The sequence below is a fragment of the Gordonia sp. NPDC003585 genome (genome assembly GCF_040610755.1).
GTDB lineage: Bacteria > Actinomycetota > Actinomycetes > Mycobacteriales > Mycobacteriaceae > Gordonia.
Genome location: NZ_JBEXMX010000059.1, coordinates 1 through 21,383 on the forward strand (window position 1 = coordinate 1; position 21,383 = coordinate 21,383).

The window sequence follows — 21,383 nt, forward strand, 5'->3', positions numbered from 1 at the left end:
CCGACACTGCCGCGCCATGGCGCCACCGATAGCGTTCGCGACGTTCGATCGCATGCCCGAGCGTGTCGGCGTCGTCGCAGGTTCGCAACACGAGGGCCACCTCGTGAGCGGCGTCGTCGGAGCGTTCTGCGGCGGCGAGGCAGAGAGCCAGTAGTCGCCTGGCCTGCAAGAGAGCGCGTCGACGCCGAGTGCCGGTGAGGCGCTCGACCCACTCTCCGGCCCACCGGCACGCGAGCTCGGGATCACGGGAGTCCTTGAGCAGCAGGCGGATCGCTGCCTCTTCCTCGGCTTGCGCGACGATCTGAAACCAGCCGGTGGCAGTGGAGTCGCGATGCTCGAAGTCGACGCGTGGTGCCAGAGCACGCCGGGTTGGCACCTCGAGCGCGACCAGTTCACTCTCGACGTAGGCGCGGAGTCGTCGGGCACCGAGACGATCGGCAACCGCACCGGCGTCCTCGAGGAATCGGGCCCCGGCGTCGAGGTCGCCTTGCGCAACGGCAAGTCGCGCGGCGGTGACGTACCGCGCTCGGATCATGTCGATGATCCCCTCGTCCGGCTCCAAGATGAGACTCTCTTCCAGCAGCCCGCTCGCTTCCTCGGAAGCGCCTCTCTGATAGAGCAATTGGGCCAGCAGTCCAGCGGCCAGACGATACGCCTGCGTTCGACCGACGCCCGGACGCAACGACACCTGCAGTGCGCTGCGCAGGCTTCGCTCCGCAAAGTCGAGTTCGAGTTCCTCGATGAAGGCGAGGCCGTCGAGCGCATGACCGTACATCACGGCATATGCTCCCGTGTTCTGCTCATGAAACGGCGCAGCCCATGCCTGCATCCGATGCGCCTCGTCGAAGTCGAGGCGCAGCGTCGCGGTCATCGTCGCCACGTCGGCGGCCGACGACACCACGAAGGGAGGCAACGATTCCGGCCGGGACAGGCACTCGGCGATCAGGCCGTCGATGCGGTCGACGCGATCTGCGGTGGCGTCGGTACACGCGAGTGCGACGTCGGCCTCGATCCGCATTCGGGCCATTCGGGGCTGATCATCGGCAACGGCATCAAGCCCCGCATTGACCCGGTCGATGGCCGCGCGCGCCCGATCAGTGTGGTGCAGAAGCACATTCGACCACGCAACCGTCAGTTGCAGCCGCGGACTGGTGACCACCACACTCGGTGGCAGTTTGTCGATGAGACCGAGCACCGTCGACATCTGCGAATGCTCCAGCAGGGTCCGGCCATCGGCTTCGACGAGTTCCACCGCGCGCCGGGTATCCCCTGCCGACAGAGCGTGATCGACGGCTTCGGCGAGCATGTCGTGATCGCCGAACCACTCCGACGCACGGACATGCAGACCGGTCACTGCATCCGGATCGTCACGCTCGAGTCGACGGCGCAGGAACTCCAGGAACAGCGGGTGGTAGCGGAACCAGTCGCCGTCGGGATCTGTCCTGCGCAGGAACAGGTCTCGCGACTCGATGTCCTCGAGGAGGGCCTGCCCGCGGGTTTGTCCGGACAGGGCCGACGCCAAGCCGGCGCAGATGTGGTCGGGCACCGACGTCGTCAGGAGGAACCGCAGGATATCGGGCGGCAGTGTGCCCAAGACGTTTTCGGCAAGGAAGTCACCGATCGCCCGATGGCGACCGGAGATGTTGGCGATCAGTTCGGCCGGTGAATCGTTGCCGCGCAACGACAGACACGCCAGCTGCAGCGCCGCGACCCAGCCGTCGGTGGAATTCCACAACTCGGTGATGTCGCGGCTCTCGAGGTCCAGTCCGGCCACATCGACCAGGAAGGTGCGCGCCTCGTCGGCGTCGAAACACAGTTCCGCGATGTCGATCTCGACGAGTTCGTCGGAAACCCGCATGCGGCTGATCGGCAGACCCGTCCTCGATCTGCTGGTGATGAGCAGTTGAAGATGATGGCATCCGTGGTCGAGCAGGAACTCCATTGCGGCAAGAGCGGCCGGATCGGTGACCCGATGCCAGTCGTCGACGACGACGAGGATCACCTCGCCCCGCTCGTGGATGGTGTCGATCAGGGTGGTCAGGGCGTGGAGATCGGCACGCTCCCGGTGGTCTTCGAGCACGTCGTCGAGGTCGGCGGTGACCTCGGGATCGACCCGCCGGATCGCCTCGATCAGGTGGGTGGTGAACCACGACGAATTGTTGTCGTCGTCGTCGACGGTCAGCCATGCCACGTGCACGCCCTCACCGTGACGCCGTTCCGCCCACTGTGCGGCGACGGTCGTCTTCCCATACCCGGCCGGGCCGTGGATCAGGATGAGGCGGCGGCGTTCGCCGGCGCTCAGGATGTCCATCAGGCGTTCTCGCGCCACCTGCGCGCGCGGCCGCAACGGCGGCCGGAACTTGGTCGCCGGGGTGGGCGGCGCGGTCGTCGCCCCCGATCGTCGCCCCGGCGTCCCGCCGAGCGTTTCCGCGGGCTTACGGGTGGGCAGCGCCATCTCGACGGGCGCCTGACCGCACCGCGTCACGATGTCCTGCAGTTCCTCGCCGTAGGCTGCCGCGCTCTCGGGACGTTCGGCCGGCTCGCGCTCCATCGCGTGTTCGACGGCGCGCGACACCTCGTCGGGAATGTCGCCGCCACGGAGATCGGGCACCGGTTCACTGGCGATCCGCAGGAACTGCGCCACCACCCGTTCACCGCTGCGCCGCTCGAACGCGGCATGTCCGGTGAGCGCGCAGAAGAGGGTCGCGCCGAGGCCGTACAGATCCGACGCGACGCTCGGCGCATCGCCGACCAGCAATTCGGGTGAGGTGAACGCGGGCGACCCGGTGACCATGTCGGCGCCGGTCTCGAACCCGCCCACGATCCGAGCGATACCGAAGTCGGTCAGCTGCGGTTCGCCGTACTCGGTGAGCAAGATGTTGCCGGGCTTGATGTCGCGGTGCAGAATGTCGGCCCGATGCGCCGTCTCGAGGGCGCCCGCGATCTTGATTCCGAGACGCATCACATCCGGCCAGGCGAGCGGGCCATGTTTGCGGATGTGCGCGTCGAGCGAATCGTGCGGGTGATACGGCATCACGATGAACGGCATGCCGCTCGGCGTCGAACCGATCTCGAGGATGTTCACGATGTTCGGATGCCCCGACAGCCGCCCCATCGCGCGCTGCTCGCGGAAGAAGCGTTCCAGACTCGCCTCGTCGAGGTGATCGGTGAGGATCTTGATCGCGACGGTGCGCTCGAGCCCCGCCTGCTCCGCGCGGTATACGGCGCCGAATCCGCCGCGGCCGATCAGCATCGGGTCGCCGAATCCGGCCGCAATCAACTCTGCGGCGGCGTCGGGGCTGACGTCGCGCTGTGTCGACAGCGGATCGAACTCGACCATCGGTGTCCCTCGGTCGGCCCGGGACCTTCGACCCGGGCTACCAATCCAGACTAATCCGACCCGCAAGCCCCCGGCCCCAAACGGACCCGACGGTTCACCCTCGTAGGAAACCGGCGTCGGCCAGCGCCGCTCGCAACTCGCGCTGATGGTCGTGCCCGCGTGTCTCGACGCTGACCGTCACCTGCACCTCGTCGAGATACAGATCGTCGGCGACGCGGGAGTGCACGACGTCGAGCACGCTGGCCCCATGGTCGCGCAGCAACTCCAGGAAGGCGATCAGCCCGCCGGGACGGTCGGAGATGGTCGCGGTGACCGTCAGGTAGCGCCCAGCCGCGGTGAGTCCGTGCGTGGTCACGTGGGTGAGCAGGAGCGGGTCGATGTTGCCGCCGGACACGACGACACAGACCTTCCCGGAGAGGTCGGCCAACTCCGGTGCCATCATCGCCGCGACACCTGCTGCACCCGCGGGTTCGACGACGAGTTTGGCACGTTCGAGAATCGTGAGGAGTGCCGTGCTCAGCATGTCCTCGCTGACCGTGACGACCGAGTCCACGTACGCCGTCACGTGCTCGAACGGCACCTCTCCGGGCATCGCGACGGCGATACCGTCGGCCATCGTGTTCATCGACTCCGCCGCGACCGGACGATTCTGCTGGATCGATCGGGGCCATGCCGCGGCGTCCGCCGCCTGCACCCCGATCACCTTCACCTCGGGACGCTGCACTTTGATGGCCGCGGCCACTCCGGCGAGCAGCCCGCCACCGCCGAGCGGCACCACCACCGCCGACACATCGGGCATCTGTTGCAGGATCTCCGCACCCACGGTCGCCTGCCCGGTGACGATGTCGGGGTGGTCGAACGGGTGGATCAGCGCGGCGCCGGTCTCCTGGGCATACCGCTTGGCCGCGACGAGCGCCTCGTCGACGGTCGAACCCTCCAGAACCACCTCGGCGCCATAGGCTTTGGTGGCCGCGATCTTGGGTAGTGACGCGCCGGTCGGCATGTAGACGCGCGACGGGATGCCGAGTTCCGTCGCCGACCACGCAACACCCTGCGCGTGGTTGCCCGCACTGGCCGCGACCACACCACGGGCCCGCTCGTCGGGCGCGAGTCGCGAGATCCGCAAGTAGGCGCCGCGTGGTTTGAAGGAGCCGGTGCGCTGCAGATTCTCGCACTTGAGCCACACCTCGCAGCCCGAGCGCTCCGAGAGCACCCGCGAGGCGACCAACGGGGTTCGACGCATCACCGGGGCGAGCGCCGCCACCGCGTCGTCGATGTCAGTGCGGGTGATCAGCATCGGCGCCTTCGGATTTCAGGCCAGTGCGTTGTCGAGATCACCGAGGATGTCGTCGATGTCCTCGATGCCCACCGACAGGCGAACCAGATTCGCCGGCACCTCGAGCAGCGAGCCCGCGGTCGATGCGTGCGTCATCGCACCCGGATGCTCGATCAGCGACTCGATCCCGCCGAGCGATTCGGCAAGCGTGAAAACCTCGGTGCGCGCGCAGAACTCCTTGGCCGGCTCGATGCCGCCCTTCACGAGCACCGACACCATGCCGCCGTAACGCTTCATCTGCTTACTCGCGGCCCCGTGGCCGGGGTGTGTCGACAGCCCCGGATAGAGGACGCTCTCGATCTTGTCGTGCGACGACAGGTAGTCGACGACCTTCTCGGCGTTGTCGCAGTGCCGATCCATACGCACCGCAAGGGTTTTGATGCCGCGCATGGTCAGGTATCCGTCGAACGGGCCGGGTACCGCACCGGCGCCGTTCTGCAGGAACGCGAACGCCTCGTCGAGTTCCTCGGAGTCCGTGATCAGGGCACCCCCGACCACGTCGGAGTGTCCGCCGAGGTACTTGGTGGTGGAATGGAGTACGACGTCGGCACCCAGCAACAACGGCTGCTGCAGGTAGGGCGAGGCAAACGTGTTGTCCACCACCAGTTTCGCGCCCGCGTCGTGCGCCACCCCGGCCAGCGCCTCGATGTCGCCCACGTTCAGCAGCGGGTTGGTCGGGGTCTCGGTCCAGACGAGTTTGGTTTCCGGTCGGACCGCCGCGCGCACCGCGTCGACGTCGGTGACCGGGGCAACCGAATAGCTGATCCCCCACTGGCTGAACACCTTGTCGATGAGTCGGAACGTTCCGCCGTACGCATCGTTCGGGATGACGAGATGGTCACCGGGACGCAGCGTCGAGCGGAGCAGTGTATCGGTGGCCGCCATGCCGGATCCGAAAGCGCGACCGTAGGTTCCATGTTCGAGCGCCGCGAGATTGGCTTCGAGAGCACGCCTGGTGGGGTTGCCGGTGCGGCCGTATTCGAATCCGTCGCGCAGCCCGCCGACCCCGTCCTGGGCGAAGGTCGAACTCGCGTAGATCGGCACGTTGACCGCGCCGGTCTGCGGATCCGGGTCGTACCCGGCGTGGATTGCTCTGGTCGAAAAGCCTTGCCAGCGAACAGAATCCGCAGCGCTGCGCTTCTCACTCACTCGATGCTCCTAACCGACGATGGGGTGGGTGCTGACAAAGGCCAGCAGGTCGTGGCGGGTGATGACGCCGATGGGTTTGCCTTCTTCGACCACCATGAGGGCGTCGGATTCGCTCAGCGCCTTGGTCGCCGCCGACACCGGCTCGCCGGACCCGATCAACGGGAACGGTTCGCCCATGTGCGCCGACACCGGGTCGGCGAGGCTCGCTCGTCCTTCGAACACCGCGCTGAGCAGATCCCGTTCGGTGACCGCACCGGCAACCTCGCCCGCCATCACCGGCGGCTCGGCCCCGACCACCGGCATCTGGGAGACGCCGTACTCGCGCAGGATCTCGATGGCGTCGCGCAGTGTCTCCTGCGGGTGGGTGTGCACGAGGTCCGGTAGCGCGCCGGTCTTGCCCCGCAGGACGTCGCCCACCAGCGACTCCTTGGTCTTCCCGTCGAGGGGCGTGCGCAGGAATCCGTAGCTGCTCATCCACTCGTCGTTGAAGATCTTGGCCATGTAGCCACGGCCGCCGTCGGGCAGCAGCACCACGACCACCGCGTCGGGCCCCTCGCGCTGCGCCACGTGCAGGGCGGCCACCGCGGCCATCCCGCAGGACCCGCCCACCAGCAGTCCCTCCTCGCGGGCGAGTCGGCGCGTCATGTCGAAGGAGTCGGCGTCACTCACCGCGATGATCTCGTCGGGCACGCTCGGGTCGTAAGCGTCCGGCCAGAAGTCCTCACCGACGCCTTCGACGAGGTACGGGCGACCGGTTCCACCCGAGTACACCGAACCCTCCGGGTCGACGCCCACCACCTTCACCGCGCCGCCCGACACCTCTTTGAGGTAGCGACCGGTGCCCGTGATGGTCCCGCCGGTTCCGACCCCCGCCACAAAGTGGGTGATCTTGCCGTCGGTGTCGTTCCAGATCTCCGGGCCGGTGGTCTCGTAGTGACTCTGCGGACCCGCCGGATTCGCGTACTGGTTGGGCTTCCATGCGCCCTCGATCTCGCGAGTCAGGCGGTCTGAGACGCTGTAGTAGCTGTCGGGGTGTGACGGCTCGACGGCGGTCGGGCAGACCACGACCTCGGCGCCGTACGCGCGCAGGACGTTGCGCTTGTCCTCGCCGACCTTGTCGGGGCACACGAACACGCACTTGTAGCCGCGCTGTTGCGCCACCAGGGCGAGTCCGACACCGGTGTTACCCGACGTCGGCTCCACGATGGTCCCGCCGGGCTTCAGCTCGCCGGAGCGCTCGGCCGCGTCGACCATGCGGACGGCGATGCGATCCTTGCTGCTTCCACCGGGATTGAGGTACTCGACCTTGGCGGCGACGAGACCCGATCCGGGCGTGGTCACCGAGTTGAGTTTGACCAGCGGGGTGTTGCCCACCAGATCAACGACGTGATTGGCAATGCGCATGCGTCCATCGTCCCATGCCCGACGATTAGACTGTGGGCCGTGTCCGACGTGGGTGATGGTGCGACCGACAACCGACTCCGTGACATCGGCGCCACCGTGGCCGCCGCGGCAGCGAGCGCCGGTGCGTCATGGGCGTTCTACAACTTTCTGCACTATCAGGCTGCCGCCGCCCGGACGACCATTCCGCACCGCACCGACAATGCACCCGACGGCGACGGGATCTACTACCCCGACGGCACCGGGCCCGTGCCCTATCGGCGCGACCACCCCGTCGACCTCCACCTCACCGTCTTCGGTGACTCCACAGCGGCAGGACTCGGCGCCGACACCGCCGACGAAACACCTGGCGTGATCCTCGCCCGCCGGGTCTCGGCGGAGACCGGGCGAACGATCCGGTACAGCAACAAGGCGATCGTCGGCGCCACGTCGCGCGGGCTTGCCGCGCAGGTGGAGGCGATGCACATCGCCGGCGACCGGCCGGATATCGCGGTCATCCTCGTGGGCGCCAACGACGTGACCGCGACCAACGGCATCCGCTCGTCGGCCCAGCGGCTCGGCGAGGCGGTACGGATGCTCGTCGCCGGCGGCGCCGCGGTGGTCGTGGGGACCTGCCCCGACTTCGGCGTCATCACCGCGATACCCCAGCCGCTTCGCACGGTGTTGCGCCGGTGGGGTCTGCGGTTGGCGGCCGCCCAGCGCGGTGCCGTGCGTTCGGCGGGAGGCCGTCCGGTACCCATGGCCGACGTCATGGCCAAGGAGTTCCTCGCCAAACCGGAGCACATGTTCTCCCCCGACCAATATCACCCGTCCGCAGCGGGTTACGCGCTGGCCGCCGACATCCTGTTGCCCGAGGTGCTGGCCGCCATCGGCGAATGGGGGCCGGCTCCGCTGCCCGAACCTCCGGAGGTGTCGGAGGCCGCCGAGCAGAATCGACTCATCAATCGGGTGCGGCGCGCTATCGGTGTCTCTTGAGCAGCCCTGACCAAGCACCCGCTTGGTAGGCAGGTGTAGCTTGGGCTCATGCCTGAAGCCGTGATCGTTGCCCATGCCCGCTCCCCGATCGGCCGCGCCGGGAAGGGGTCGCTCAAGGACGTCCGCCCCGACGAACTCTCCCGCCAGATGGTCGCCGCCGCGCTCGCCAAGGTCCCCGAACTCGACCCTGCCGACATCGAGGACATCCATTGGGGCATCGGACAACCCGGCGGCCAGGGCGGGTACAACATCGCCCGTGTGATCGCCGTCGAACTCGGCTACGACCACATCCCCGGTGTCAGCGTGAACCGCTACTGTTCGTCGTCGTTGCAGACCACGCGCATGGCTCTACATGCCATCAAGGCCGGCGAGGCCGACGTGCTGATCTCCGGCGGCGTGGAGAGCGTCTCGAGCTTCGGGATCTCGGGCGGCGCCGACGGCGCACCGAACTCCAAGAACCCGGTGTTCGACGAGGCGCAGGCCCGGACTGCGAAAGCCGCCGAGGGTGGCGCTCCGGCGTGGACCGACCCGCGCGCGGACGGCCTGATCCCCGATGTCTACATCGCGATGGGCCAGACCGCCGAGAATGTGGCGAGTTCCACGGGCATCTCTCGCGAAGACCAGGACCGCTGGGGCGTGCTCAGTCAGAACCGCGCGGAGGACGCCATCAAGGCGGGCTTCTTCGAGCGCGAGATCGACGCGGTCACCCTGCCCGACGGCACGCTCGTGACCACCGACGACGGTCCGCGCGCGGGCACCACCTACGAGAAGGTGTCGCAGCTCAAGCCGGTCTTCCGTCCGGATGGCACCATTACCGCCGGAAACGCATGCCCGCTCAACGACGGCGCCGCCGCACTGGTGATCATGAGTGACACCAAGGCCAAGGAACTCGGTCTGACGCCCCTCGCGCGAGTCGTCGCCACAGCGGCCACCGGCCTGTCTCCGGAGATCATGGGCCTCGGACCGATCGAGGCGATCCGCAAGGTGCTGCGCGTCTCGGGCATGTCGATCTCCGACATCGATCTCGTCGAGATCAATGAGGCGTTCGCCGTGCAGGTGCTCGGCTCGGCCGACGCACTCGGCATCGACCACGACAAGCTCAATGTCTCCGGCGGTGCCATCGCCCTCGGCCACCCGTTCGGCATGACCGGCGCCCGCATCACCACGACCCTGCTCAACAACCTGCAGACCCACGACAAGACCTTCGGCATCGAGTCGATGTGCGTCGGTGGCGGACAGGGCATGGCGATGGTGCTCGAGCGGCTCAGCTGACCCGAAGATTCGGAGATTAGCCCGCTGACCTGGGCAAATACGTCAGCGTCGTGCTCGCAGAATCTAGGGGAAGAGTTTTCCTCCCCTAGGTTCAGAGTCCTCCCCCAGAAGTTTCTAGGGGAGGACTCTGAGGGTAGGGGACGAAGTTTCTTCCCCTATTTTCTGCGGGCGCCACGAGCGCGTGGCGCGTTCCGCGGAACGCGCCGATCGATGGTCGCGGGCTCGACGACGCAGGTGCTCGCGTTTCTCCCATTTCCTCGCAATGCATCGCGCGCAGGTGGGAGACACGCGAGCAGATGTCACCAGCACCCCCTTGAGCGGGAAGTGTCCGCCGCACCAACGACGAAGGCCTCGCACCCATTGGTGCGAGGCCCTCGTCGTGGTCATTGCTGCGACTAGTCGGAGTTGAAGTAACTCAGCAGGCGCAGGATCTCGATGTAGAGCCAGACCAGGGTGACGGTGAGGCCCAGTGCCACACCCCACGCGGCGCGCGACGGCGCACCGGCGCGGATGAGGCGATCGGCGGCGTCGAAGTCGAGCAGGAAGCTGAACGCCGCGAGCGCGATGCAGACGAGCGAGAAGACGATCGCCAGCGGGCCACCGTTACGGAGACCAAAACCCTCACCACCGTTGAACAGGCCGATCACGAGGTTGCCGAGCATCAGCACGATCACGCCGATCATTCCGGCGAACAGCATGCGCGTGAACCTTGGAGTGACGCGGATGGCGCCGACCTTGTAGACGACGAGCATTCCGAAGAAGACACCGAAGGTGCCGAGCACGGCCTGCCCGATCAGCGCACCCGCCGAGACGGAATCCCCAACCATGAATTCGGCGAACACGAACGAGATGGCACCGACGAAGAGGCCTTCGAAGACGGCGTAGGCCAGCACGATCGCCGGGTTGTCCTGCTTGCGCCCGAACGATGCGACCAGTACGAGAACGAAGCCGACGATCCCGCCGAGCGCCATCATGGGCGTCGCGAGTGCGGTGTTCTGGTCGACGAGGAAGTACGTGGCGATCGCCGAGATCGTCAGCACTGCCAGGGTGATGGCGGTCTTGGTGACGACGTCGTCGATGGTGAGCTGGCGAGTGCTCGGCGGCGCCGGCTGGGTGTACGGGTCGACCGGCCGTCCTTGCTGATCGACCTGCTGTCCGTACTGGTCGAACATCGCGGCCTGTCCGGCGCCGGCCATGCCGGTCCCGAAGCCCGCGTACCCGGTCTGATTGTCGCGGACCACCCCGCGCATCACCGGATTGCTACTCTCTCGCACGAAGCGCTCCTTACGTTACGGATATCTGATTCGTTGCGGATATCTGTGGTGACAACGACGGCGACTGCGTGCGGGTTCCGCAAACGAGCACCGTTCCCCCGCGACTTTACCTTCTCTTGACCATGTTGTCGTTCGACGACTCGCTCCGGACGTCCCGAGCCGCAAACCACGCCCGCGCGGTGTCGTGGTCGGCGCGTTCGCCGAGCCTGGTCAGCGTCGCCCGACCCAGACCCACCGAACGCAGGACGTTCTCGGCATGCCGGAGATCACGGCCCCACGGCAGACCGGGTTTGGCGATCATCAGCGACGCGATACCGTGGGCCACGGCCCAGAGTTCGAGGACGACGTCGTCGATGTCGGCCGCGGCACAAATGCCTTCGTCGGCCATCGCCGCCACCGTGCTCCGAAATCGCGCGTAGGCCGACGCGGCGAGGACGTCGTCGACCTTGAGGCGTTCGCCACTGTCCGGAGGCCTGCGGAACGCAACCCGGTACAGCACGGGCGTCGCCAGCGCGAACCGCACGTACGCCAACCCCTGCGCAAGCGCGTTCTCGAGTGGATCGGCGATGCCCTCGGAGGCGACCGCCATCTCGGCGTCGAGGTGCTCGAAATAGCGTGCGCAGACGGCGTCGAGCAGTGCGTCCTTGTCGGCAAAGTGCAGGTAGATCGACGGTGGTGTGACACCGACCCGGTTCGCGACCGCGCGGATCGACACTGCCGTCTCGTCGTCGTGTTCGACGAGGAGATCGCTGGCGGCCTCGATGATCTCCTCGGCGAGGATCTCACCGGATCCGCGGGGTGACCGGGCTCGCCGTGTGGTCACTGGACACCTCCGAATCATCACCGACGGGAGATTCCTCCGATAGCCCAAACCGATCGTGGAGTCGCCGCAACGGGCCGGGAGCCCACCAGTTCGCCCGGCCGAGCAGCCGCATGAATGCCGGCACGAGCAACATGCGGATCAAAGTCGCGTCCATCAGTACGGCCAGCGTCAAACCCACTCCGAACATGCGCATGAACGACACCTCGGAGGCCGCGATCCCGGCGAACACGATGCTCATCAGCAGCGCGGCGGCGGTGATCACGCGACCGGTCTTGGCCAGGCCGAGGGCAACTGCGTGGTCGTTGGCGGCGCGGGTTCCGTCGGACCGTAACCACTCCTCACGAATACGGCCGAGAAGGAATACCTCGTAGTCCATCGACAGGCCGAAGGCGATGCAGAACATCAGGACCGGCATCGTGGCGACCAGATAGCCGGTCGCGGTGGTGCCCAGCGCGTCGAGATGCCCGTCCTGGAAGAACCACACCATCGCACCGAACGTCGCCGACAGCGACAAGATGTTGAGCACCAATGCCTTCAGTGGCATGACCACGCTGCCGGTGAACAGGAACAGCAGGATGAACGTCGCGATCGCGATCACCGCGAGAACCCAGGGTAAGTGCGCGTAGATCGAACTCACCGTGTCGTCGTTTGCGGCGGCAACGCCGGCGAACTTGACCTCGACGCCCGCGGGCACCGGCACGTCGCGCAGGCTTTCGAGTTGGTCGAGACCGGCGTCGGACATCGGCTCACGATCGGTGGCAACGGTCACGATGTGCACGTCACCCTTGGTGTCTGCGGGGTTCCCCGGACTCACCTGTTTGCCCTCGATGAAGGTGCCGGCCGACGACGATGCCGAACCGACGTCGTCGACGGTCGAGAGCGTACGGGTGTAATCGCCGAGTTGCGCCGGATCGACCGCACCGGAAGCGACGATGGTGACCGTCGAGGAAAGGTCGTGTTCGAAGTCCTCACGGATCTCTTGCTGGATCGCGTGCGCGCTGGCGCTCGGCGGCAGCACGCGGTCGTCGGGAAACCCGAAACTGATGGACAGGAAGGGCGCGCCGAGAACCAGGAGGAACGCCGTGGTCACCGTCGCCACGGGCAACGCGTGCCGCAGCACCCATTGCACCGCGCGATACCACCAGGTGTCCTCGGCGGCCTTGATCACGGGTTCCGGCCGACCGAACAAGCGCCGCAACGGTTTCCGAACGTCGGCCGCATCGATCCGATCGCCGAGCAGCATGAGGATCGCCGGGGTCAGCACCAGTGCCGCCAGCACCGCGACCAAGACCACCCCGAGCCCGGCGTAGGCGAAGGAACGTAGGAAGTACATCGGGAAGATCGCCAGTGCCGACAGCGACAGCGCCACCGTCACAGCGGAGAACGCGACCGTGCGCCCGGCCGTCGCAAACGTGCGGATGATCGCGTCGTCGCGATTCATTCCTCCGGCGACCTCTTCCCGATATCGGGTCACCAAGAGCAGGGTGTAGTCGATCGCGAGCGCGAGACCCAGTGCGGTGGTGAGGTTCAGCGCGAAGATGGATACGTCGGCGAACACCGCGATGAACCGCAGCAATGCGAAGGTCGCAACGATGGACACGATGCCGATGATCACCGGGAGCGCGGCGGCGACCGCTCCGCCGAAGATCACGATGAGCACGAGGAAACTGATCGGGATCGCGATCCCCTCGGCAACCGCGAGGTCCTTGGACGTCTGCTCGTTGACCTGGCTGAAGACCAACCCCTGGCCACCGACCCGGATCGAAATCTCCTGCCGCTCACCGGAAAGCTTGGCTTCGATCTCCTCCGCATGGGCGGGCGCCAGTTCCTCACCGCCACTGAGCGTTGCGATGATCAGCGCCGACGACCCGTCCCGACTCACCAGCGACGACGACAAGCTCGGACTCGTCCACACCGCCAGAATCGGTTGCTGCACATACTCTGTGGCCGAAAGCTCGCGGACGATGTCGCCGCCGACCGCCCGCGCTGCGGGATCGGTCGCCATGTTCATCCCGGCCGGACCGTCGAGCTTGACGACGACCTGCACGCCACCCCGATTGAACGTCTCGTCGAGAACCTTTTCCGCCTGCGTGGATTCCGAATTGGGATCGCTGTACCCACCGGAAAGCAGATGCTGCGCAGCCCCGATGCCGTAGACGCCACACAGCGCGAGCAACACCACCGCCACCAGCAGGACTCGCCGTGGCATGGCGATGATGGATCTGGTCATCCGGACCAACATGGAACTCCCCCGAGAGTTGTCGGACACTTTCCAGCGTTAAGTTATCAGCAGTAAGTTAGACCGGTCAACGAGTTTCGGCCGAACAGATGACATGCTGTACGGCGAGCCCCCATAGCCCAATAGGCAGAGGCAGCCGACTTAAAATCGGCACAGTGTCGGTTCGAGTCCGACTGGGGGCACGCCCGCGGCGCAAGCCGCGCCCGAGCGGCCTAGCCGCGCGGACGGACCGCCCGCTCGGCGATCGCGAGCACCACTCGCCGGGGTGCGAATCGGGGAGAATTGGCGCTCACCTTGTTCAGCAGCCCATCGACCACGCTCGGCTTCCCCGCAGCGAGCGCATCGAGGGCCGTGTCGACGACCTGACGAGTGGTGCGTCGGGCGCCGACCGCGGCATCGTCGGAGCCGACGACGTCGAAGAACTCGGTGTCCGTGGCACCCGGGCAGAGCGCGAGCACCCGCACACCATTGCGGCGGGCTTCCCACCACAGCGCCTCGCTCAAGGAGAGGACGTAAGCCTTTGTCGCGGCGTAGACGGCCATGTGCGGCACCGGCTGAAATGCGGCCGTACTCGCGACGTTGATGATCGCGCCCGAACCTCGCGCAGTCATCAGCTGCAGATAGGCGGTCGTGAGGTCGGTCAGTGCGGCGACGTTGAGCGCGACCTCGCTGCTGATTCGGGTTGGGTCGGCATCGGCAAGATCACCGTGAGTGCCGAATCCCGCGTTGTTGATGAGGAAGTCGACGTCGAGACCGCGCTTGTCGATCTCCCCGACGAGTTCGGCCGCCGCGCCCGGTACGGACAGGTCAGCGCCGATCACGTCGGTCCGGATACTGTGCCGGGCACGCAGATCGCCCGCCAGGGCGTCGAGCTTGTCCACACTGCGCGCGGTCAGAATCAGGTTGGCCCCCTGGGCCGCGAGGGTCTCGGCGAAGTCCTTGCCGATGCCGGAGCTGGCGCCGGTGATGAGAACGGTGGAGTCACGATGATTCATGGTTCGGTCCTGTCGGGTTGATGTCGTCGAGGTTGATGTCGAGCCCGCCTGCGGCCAACGACATGAGAACTTCGGTGTAGTGGGCAAGGTCGTGGTCGCGCTGCTCGGTCGCGCCGGCGTCCACAAGTGTCTTGATGCCGTCGAACGCGCCCACCAGGACAGTCGCCAATGCGGTCGCGTCGATGTCGGCACGCATCTGTCCGGCCGTCTGTCCATCGCGGATGATGTTGGCGATCAGCGTGATCCACGTTTCGATCGGCTTATGGGGACTTCCCGAGTCGCCGAGTTCACGCACCAGTCGAATCACACTCCACGCCCCAGGATCACTCTCGAGGTGTTCGAGCATGGCAGGCAGCACCTCCATGAGTTGGGCGATCGGTGTCTCTTGAGCCAGCACGCGACGCTCGACCACGTCGATCCACAGTTGCTCCTGGTGGTCGATCACCGCGCGAGCGAGTTCCGCCTTGGACGAGAAATAGAAGTAGAACGCACCTTTGGTGAGCCCTGAAGCCGCGATCAGAGCACTGAATTTGGTTGCCTCGTAGCCGTTTTCCGCGAACTCGGACGCAGCGACGGTCAGCAGGTGCGCACGCGTCGCGGCGCCTTTGGCGGTGGACGGCTCGGCAGGACTCACTTCGCAAGAATAAACCATCCGGTAGGTTTTTACAAACCATGCGGTAGGTTTTCCACTTCCTGCCGTCACACCATGCGAAACGACGCCCGATACTCGCTCGGCGTCGTGTGCATGGTTCTCGTGAAGTGGTGACGGAACGTCACCGCCGAACCGAACCCGACGCTCGTGGCGATCTCCTCGATCGGCGTGCCACCGTCCTCGAGGAGCGCAAGACTGGCCGAGATTCGCTGCCCGATAAGCCATCTGATGGGAGTGGTACCCGTTTCCGCGGCGAACTGCCGAAGGTAGCTACGCCGAGAGAGATGCGCGACGCCGGCGAGTTCATCGAGACCGATCGGCCGGTCCAGGTTGTCCAGCGCCCACGCCATGCTGGCGGCGATCACGCCGTCGCGCTCGGCGACGCCGGTCGGCGTCTCGACGTACTGGGCTTGCCCACCCGAACGATGCGGCGCGATGACCAGGCGTCGTGCCACATCATTCGCCACCCGAGGACCTCGATCGAGCCGCACGATATGGACACAGAGATCAAGGCCCGCGGCACAGCCCGCACTGGTGAACACGTTTCCGGCGTCGACGTACAGCGGCCGCGGGTCCACATCGACGCGCGGGTATCGGCGACCGAGTTCCTCGGCGTAGATCCAGTGCGTCGTCGCCTGCCGCCCGTCGAGCACACCGGCCTCGGCCAGCAGGAACGCGCCAGAGCAGATGGACACGAGCCGTGCACCGTTCTCGGCGGCCGCGCGCACGGCCTCGACCGCATCGCCTGAGGGCGATGCGAAGACGTCGGCCACGCTCGGCACGACGATCGTGTCGGCCCGCGACAGGTCATCGAGACCGTGACTCACCGTGAGCGTGGCACCCCCGATCATGTCGACCTGCCCTTCGGCCGCACAGAAGAAGGCGCGATACCAGGGTCTTGGAATCCCCTCCGCGAACGGTCGGGAGAGCTCCGCCATACCAAAGATCTCGGCCGCGATACCGGCCTCGAAACCAGACATGCCGCCGTAGGCAAGGATCGCCACATCATGCATGTCACTATCTTATCGATAGTAGGCATTGGTGCCACTGTTGTTCGGGGCGCAGTGGCTGGACAGTGGAACCATGAATCCTTCAACGGCCTCCAAAGCCATTGCCCGAGTGCGAGATAGCACCGCTGTTCAGATCTTGGTCGACGCCGCGGCCGGCGTTCACGCCGCATCGGCCATCTCCCACGGCGCGGCACCTCCCGAGCGCGCACGACCCGCCCGGGCCGCGGAACCTCCACAATCCGACCAATGAGACGAATAGGCGTGTGCGTCTCATCACATTTTCCTGCCGCACGCGCGGCCATCGACCCGAAAACAGCCCCCCACCTGCTCGAACATGGATACTCCGCGCACTCCGTCGCCTTTTGACGAGCTCCTGACCCGACGGTAGCTTTCAAACCCGTCAAATGTTCCTCGAGGAGCACCTGACGACAAGACAGTCGGGGGGCTGTGTCGCGGAAAGCGATTCGCGTCTCGTCGCCGCACGTTTCCTCGTACTTCCGAGAAACCGAGGTATTCACGTGCGCACCCGACTCCTTGGCCTGGCTGTTGCATTCGTGTGCGCGATCAGTGGCCTCGCTCTGAGCTCAGCGCCGGCGACGGCGTCGACCTTCGAGCGCTATCTCGACCTCCCGCTGACCAACCGGTTCGCCGACCACGACGCCGGCGGGGTCAACAAGGCACTGCCCACCGATCTCGCGCAGCTGACCCGTCTCGTCGGCGAGGCTCGGGCCAGTGGCGTTGCGCCGCAGCGTTATGGGGCGTTGCTGTTCCAGTACCGGCTCGTACAGGCCACCTCCACGGCCGGGATCGACCTCGCAACCTGGGACCCCGACGAGGGCTTCCACGCCATGCGCGGCAACATGATCAAGTCCTACCGGTACTACGAGAACTTCCAGATCGCGCACCGCAACCTGCAGTGGTCGGGTATGGCCGGACTCGTCGGGGCGGACTTCGGTGGCGGCATCGCCGACGTCGTCATGATGGGCGACATCTATGCCATCCGAGGCCTGCAGCCGCTGGCTGCGCAGATCATCGAGGCGACGACGTCGGTCGCAGGCAAGCAGTTCATCGGGATCTTCCCGAAGGGCCTGCAGACGCTGGCCTACGGCGCCGACAAGATCACCCCCAACGACCTGCAGTGGTTCTCCAAGCAGATCCTGGTCATGCAGAAGGCCATCTTCTCCGACCTGATGCCTCTGCACGTTGCGTTCACTCGCGACGGCCTCAAGGGTGTCACCGAGTTCTACAACGCGGGACTCATCGACGCCGGCGTCCTCAACGCCTGGCGCGACATCGCCTCGGGCAATCCGAAGCTGGTCTCCCAGGGCAATGCCACCCTGCTGCGACGTGAGCAATTCAACGTCGTCGGTTGGCAATTCGACAACGTCCGCAACTACCGCAAGGCCGATGGTGTCGGCGCGGCATTGACCTATGCCATGACGCTCGCCGGCTCACCGTCGATCGCGGGTGTGCCCGCTCTGCGGAACTTCATCCCGTTCACCTACCGGGCAAAGATGGCCGACGGCCGCACGCTGAGCGTGAAAACCCCTATCGCCAATTGGGATTGGTCGAAGTTCGACCTGCGCTGGCGTTACGTGACCACCGAGCTCCTGCCCCGCTACCAGGATTGGGTGAACAACCGATTCGGCAACCTCGTCGCCACCATGAAGGTTCCCTACGAGACCCAGTTCGAGTCGCACCGACCGGTCTGGAATCTCCACAAGATCCTGGCGGACGCGGCGTCGCACACCGCGGTATCGGTCAGCTGAACCACGCATCGCGCGCGCGGACTATCCTTCCGGCATGAAACGGCGGCTGTTCGTCACCCTCAATCGCGCGGTCAACGCTGTCGTGACCAAGCTTCGCCCCAAGCGATTCCGCGGCGCCGATCTGCTCCTGCTCACCACCACCGGACGCAAGAGCGGCAAGACCCGGATCACTCCCCTGATGTACATGGTCGACGGTGAGCGATGGATCGTCGTCGCCTCCAACGGTGGCGCCGACTGGCAGCCCGGCTGGTGGCTGAACCTCGAGGCGGCTACTCCGGCGTCGATCACCCTGGACGGCAACACGATTCCGGTCACCGGCGCCGAGATCACCGGCGCCGAGCGCGATGCCGTCTGGCGCAAACTCATCGACGATGTCTTCGACTATCAGACCTACCAGGACAAGGTCACCAGGACGATCGCAGTGGTCGCGTTGACACGGGCGACCTGAGCACCAGAAACCATATCAACGACTATTGACACAATATGGGTGAACCAGGCATTGTGACCTGATGGACACTGTCGTCGTGCATCCGGGACTCCTGCTCGCCGCGGATGAGGGCGGCGGCGCGGCGCTCGATCAAGTTGCACTCATGACCGCCATCGCTGGCGTCATCTCGGCCGGCCTCGGCCTCATCGCCTATCTGCACCGCACCCGCAAGATCACGTGGCTACAGACCTTTGCCGAATTCGCCGGGCGCCTGTTCCGGCGGCCCCCGTGGGTGGCCCTGCCGAGCCTGCTGTTCACCACGACGATCATCACCGCGATGTTCGGGTTCATCTGGGATGTCAGTCTTCACATCGGACGCGGGCGCGACTCGGGTCCGCTCGCGAACCCCGCGCACTACTTCATCCTGTTCGGCCTGTTCTTCCTCTTCATCGGCGGCGTACTCGCGATGATCCTGCCGCGCGAAGAAGAAGGGACTCCGCCCGGCTCACAGTCGGGGCGCATCCCGGTCAAGATCACCCGCACCTGGTACGCGCCGACCGGCGGCATTCTGATCGCCACCGCAGGCCTCTACGCGCTCATCGGTTTCCCGCTCGATGACGTCTGGCATCGCATCTTCGGGCAGGACGTCACGCTCTGGGGGCCGACGCATCTCATGCTCATCGGCGGCGCCGGACTGTCGCTGCTCGCGATCATCATCCTGGACTGGGAAGGTGCAGCGGCTCCCAAGCTCCACCGCGACGACGCAGGCGAACTCGTCGGCGAGGACGGCCGCCCACCCGGGCGCGGCAGCTTCATGGTCTGGTTCGGGCGGGCGATGATGGCCGCCGGTCTCGTCATCGGCATGTCGGTGTACCAGGTGGAGTTCGACTTCGGTGTCCAGCAGTTCCGGGCCGTCTTCCATCCGACGCTGATGCTGGCGGCCGGCGTCTTCGCACTCGTGATCGCCCGACTGCTCGCCGGACGGGGCGCAGCCCTCTTCGCCGTGCTCGCCGCCGCGATCATCCGCGAGGTCATCGCCTGGATCGTCTGGGTACCGGCGGAAGCACCGCACAGCGTCTTCCCGCTCTATCTCGGCATCGCCATCATCGTCGAAATCCTTGCGCTGACACCGCTTGTCCACCGTCGCCTGCTGTTCGGGACGGTCGCCGGCGTGCTGGCCGGAACTCTCGGCTTCTTCCTCGAGCGCATCTGGGTGAACGCCGTGTTCCCGATTCCGTGGAATCACGGTTTCAACACCGAGGCACTGTTGATGGCAATTCCGTCGGCCACCATTTCCGGCCTGGTCGCCGCATTGTTCGTGGTGGCGGTTCGCGGCGAAGAACTCCCGCGTCCCGCGATCCGGCGCGGCATCATGGTCGGCTTCGTGGCCATCGCCGCCATCGTCACTGCCAACGGATTGACTTATCACACACCGGATCTCACAGCCACTGTCACCTTTGCCGATGCCGCCGAGGACGACGGCAACACCATGCGCACCGCCACCATCGAACTCAGTCGCGAAATCCCCGACGACGCCGAGTGGGTGCAGGTCATGGCTTGGCAGGGCGGTGAAAGCGAATTGCGTGGTCTGCACATCGACACCCTGCGCAAGGTGGGTCCGACCACCTACGAGACCACCAAGCCGTTCCCCGTCGGCGGAACCTGGAAGACGTTGTTGCGAGTCCAGAATGGCAAGGAAATGGGTGCGGTACCGCTCTTCCTGCCCGCGGATCCCGGTATCGACGCCACCGAGGTCGTGGCAGCGTCCGGACAGCCATATCCCTTCCAGCAGGAACTCTCGATTCTGCAGCGCGAACGCAAGGCCGACGCGTCGGCTCTGGCGTTCGGCATGGCGTCGCTTGTGGTGCTCGCCTGCACGCTCGCCTTCATCTGGTTGCTGGGTTGGGGTGCGGTGCGCGTCAACCGGGCACGGCGCGAGCAGATGGCCGAGGTCGACGGCGAACCAGCAGACCAGCGTGCCGACGACGGGGGCGACTCGGCCCCCCGCGCCCGGCACACCACCGGACACACGCGGTGACGTCGGCCGCACAAACGATCTATCTGGCCGATCATTCGGTCCTGCTGGCGATTCCGGCACTTCTGCCGGTGGCGATCATCGTCATCGTCATCCTGGTCATCGTGATCCGCGACCGCCGCGCCGAGGCGCTGGAGGAAGCGATGGCACACGAGGCGCTGGAAGACGAATCCACCACACCGGAGAACGGACAGGCATCCGAACGCAATCCCGATGACGACGATGTGACCAAAGGAGATCCATGACGCACGACGCGATGTCGCACAAGATGATTCGGTGGACCGCAGCCTTGGGTGCGGTGGTCGTTGCCGTCGGCCTGGCCGGATGCGGTGGCACCGACGAGAGTGCAGGCGCGAGCAGTACCGCCGCTACGCCGTCCGGGGTGTCGATGGTGTCACCTCCGCCGTCCGCGGACACCGCGACAACCATCGACATCACGATCGCCAACGGCACGGTCACCCCGCGCAATGCCCGGATCGAAGCGACGGTCGGCACACCCATCGTTCTGTACGTCACCAGTGACGCCGCCGACGAGGTTCACGTTCATTCGACGCCCGAGCACAGCTTCGAGGTGACGGCGGGAGCGCAGCGTGAGCGCTTCGAGTTCACCGTCACCGTGCCGGGGTCGGTGGCGATCGAACTGCACGAGGCCGACGTGACCGTCGCAACTCTGCAGGTCCGCTGAC

At 66.1% G+C, this 21,383-nt stretch carries 17 protein-coding genes and 1 tRNA gene; 8 read left to right on the plus strand and 10 right to left on the minus strand.

From position 1 onward, the window contains the following. The 4 genes from ABZW74_RS16315 to ABZW74_RS16330 all read right to left on the minus strand — a co-directional run. On the minus strand, window positions 1-3,340 hold a 3,340-nt coding region (locus ABZW74_RS16315; protein WP_355277559.1), incomplete at its 3' end, for a protein kinase. Between the two features lie 94 nt (window positions 3,341-3,434). Continuing rightward, entirely contained in the window at window positions 3,435-4,637 is a 1,203-nt protein-coding gene (ilvA, locus tag ABZW74_RS16320) for a threonine ammonia-lyase (protein ID WP_240856581.1), read from the minus strand. 15 nt (window positions 4,638-4,652) lie between these two features. Continuing rightward, the gene (locus ABZW74_RS16325; protein ID WP_240856580.1) at window positions 4,653-5,825 is read right to left on the minus strand and encodes a cystathionine gamma-synthase; all 1,173 of its coding nucleotides are present in this window, start codon (window positions 5,823-5,825) and stop codon (window positions 4,653-4,655) included. A 9-nt stretch (window positions 5,826-5,834) separates the two neighbouring features. Further along, window positions 5,835-7,229: a cystathionine beta-synthase gene (locus tag ABZW74_RS16330; protein WP_355277563.1), complete on the minus strand. Its 1,395-nt coding sequence runs from the start codon at window positions 7,227-7,229 to the stop codon at window positions 5,835-5,837. Window positions 7,230-7,268: 39 nt separating this feature from the next. Here ABZW74_RS16330 and ABZW74_RS16335 point away from each other — a divergent pair, with 39 nt between their 5' ends. Together ABZW74_RS16335 and ABZW74_RS16340 are read left to right on the plus strand one after the other, a co-directional pair. After that, a complete protein-coding gene (locus tag ABZW74_RS16335) occupies window positions 7,269-8,201 on the plus strand; it encodes an SGNH/GDSL hydrolase family protein (RefSeq protein WP_240856578.1) in 933 nt (310 codons plus the stop codon). A 48-nt stretch (window positions 8,202-8,249) separates the two neighbouring features. Further along, window positions 8,250-9,473 carry an acetyl-CoA C-acetyltransferase gene (locus tag ABZW74_RS16340; protein WP_355277565.1) on the plus strand — a complete coding sequence of 408 codons (1,224 nt, stop codon included), beginning with the start codon at window positions 8,250-8,252 and terminating at the stop codon, window positions 9,471-9,473. 395 nt (window positions 9,474-9,868) lie between these two features. Here the strand turns inward: ABZW74_RS16340 and ABZW74_RS16345 are convergent, their stop codons facing one another. From ABZW74_RS16345 to ABZW74_RS16355, 3 genes are all read right to left on the minus strand, one after another. Then, window positions 9,869-10,747 (minus strand): Bax inhibitor-1/YccA family protein, encoded by an 879-nt coding sequence (locus ABZW74_RS16345; protein WP_355277568.1) that lies wholly within the window; start codon window positions 10,745-10,747, stop codon window positions 9,869-9,871. Between the two features lie 106 nt (window positions 10,748-10,853). After that, complete coding sequence (locus ABZW74_RS16350; protein ID WP_355277602.1) at window positions 10,854-11,588, minus strand: TetR/AcrR family transcriptional regulator; 735 nt, start codon at window positions 11,586-11,588, stop codon at window positions 10,854-10,856. Then, the gene (locus ABZW74_RS16355; RefSeq protein WP_355277570.1) at window positions 11,530-13,812 is read right to left on the minus strand and encodes an MMPL family transporter; all 2,283 of its coding nucleotides are present in this window, start codon (window positions 13,810-13,812) and stop codon (window positions 11,530-11,532) included. Before ABZW74_RS16355 ends, ABZW74_RS16350 begins: the two co-directional genes overlap by 59 nt. 105 nt (window positions 13,813-13,917) lie before the next feature. Between ABZW74_RS16355 and ABZW74_RS16360 the strand changes: the two genes are divergently transcribed. Next, a tRNA-Leu gene (locus tag ABZW74_RS16360) sits at window positions 13,918-13,991 on the plus strand. A 30-nt stretch (window positions 13,992-14,021) separates the two neighbouring features. Here ABZW74_RS16360 and ABZW74_RS16365 read toward each other — a convergent pair. The 3 genes from ABZW74_RS16365 to ABZW74_RS16375 form a co-directional block, all read right to left on the minus strand. Next, a complete protein-coding gene (locus ABZW74_RS16365) occupies window positions 14,022-14,804 on the minus strand; it encodes an SDR family oxidoreductase (RefSeq protein WP_355277573.1) in 783 nt (260 codons plus the stop codon). Then, window positions 14,791-15,438: a TetR/AcrR family transcriptional regulator gene (locus ABZW74_RS16370; RefSeq protein WP_240856573.1), complete on the minus strand. Its 648-nt coding sequence runs from the start codon at window positions 15,436-15,438 to the stop codon at window positions 14,791-14,793. The genes ABZW74_RS16365 and ABZW74_RS16370 overlap by 14 nt, the downstream gene beginning before the upstream one ends. A 65-nt stretch (window positions 15,439-15,503) precedes the next feature. After that, window positions 15,504-16,469: a helix-turn-helix domain-containing protein gene (locus tag ABZW74_RS16375; protein WP_240856572.1), complete on the minus strand. Its 966-nt coding sequence runs from the start codon at window positions 16,467-16,469 to the stop codon at window positions 15,504-15,506. A gap of 515 nt (window positions 16,470-16,984) precedes the next feature. Here ABZW74_RS16375 and ABZW74_RS16380 point away from each other — a divergent pair. The 5 genes from ABZW74_RS16380 (at window position 16,985) to ABZW74_RS16400 (ending at window position 21,382) form a co-directional block, all read left to right on the plus strand. After that, window positions 16,985-18,235, plus strand: a complete 1,251-nt coding sequence (locus ABZW74_RS16380; RefSeq protein ID WP_355277576.1) for a hypothetical protein — start codon at window positions 16,985-16,987, stop codon at window positions 18,233-18,235. A gap of 34 nt (window positions 18,236-18,269) precedes the next feature. Further along, entirely contained in the window at window positions 18,270-18,683 is a 414-nt protein-coding gene (locus ABZW74_RS16385) for a nitroreductase/quinone reductase family protein (RefSeq protein WP_355277579.1), read from the plus strand. Window positions 18,684-18,744: 61 nt separating this feature from the next. Beyond that, window positions 18,745-20,700 carry a hypothetical protein gene (locus ABZW74_RS16390; protein WP_355277581.1) on the plus strand — a complete coding sequence of 652 codons (1,956 nt, stop codon included), beginning with the start codon at window positions 18,745-18,747 and terminating at the stop codon, window positions 20,698-20,700. Further along, a complete protein-coding gene (locus ABZW74_RS16395; protein WP_355277584.1) occupies window positions 20,697-20,942 on the plus strand; it encodes a hypothetical protein in 246 nt (81 codons plus the stop codon). The genes ABZW74_RS16390 and ABZW74_RS16395 overlap by 4 nt, the downstream gene beginning before the upstream one ends. Next, a complete protein-coding gene (locus ABZW74_RS16400) occupies window positions 20,939-21,382 on the plus strand; it encodes a hypothetical protein (protein WP_355277587.1) in 444 nt (147 codons plus the stop codon). Before ABZW74_RS16395 ends, ABZW74_RS16400 begins: the two co-directional genes overlap by 4 nt. Window position 21,383 lies beyond the last annotated feature (1 nt).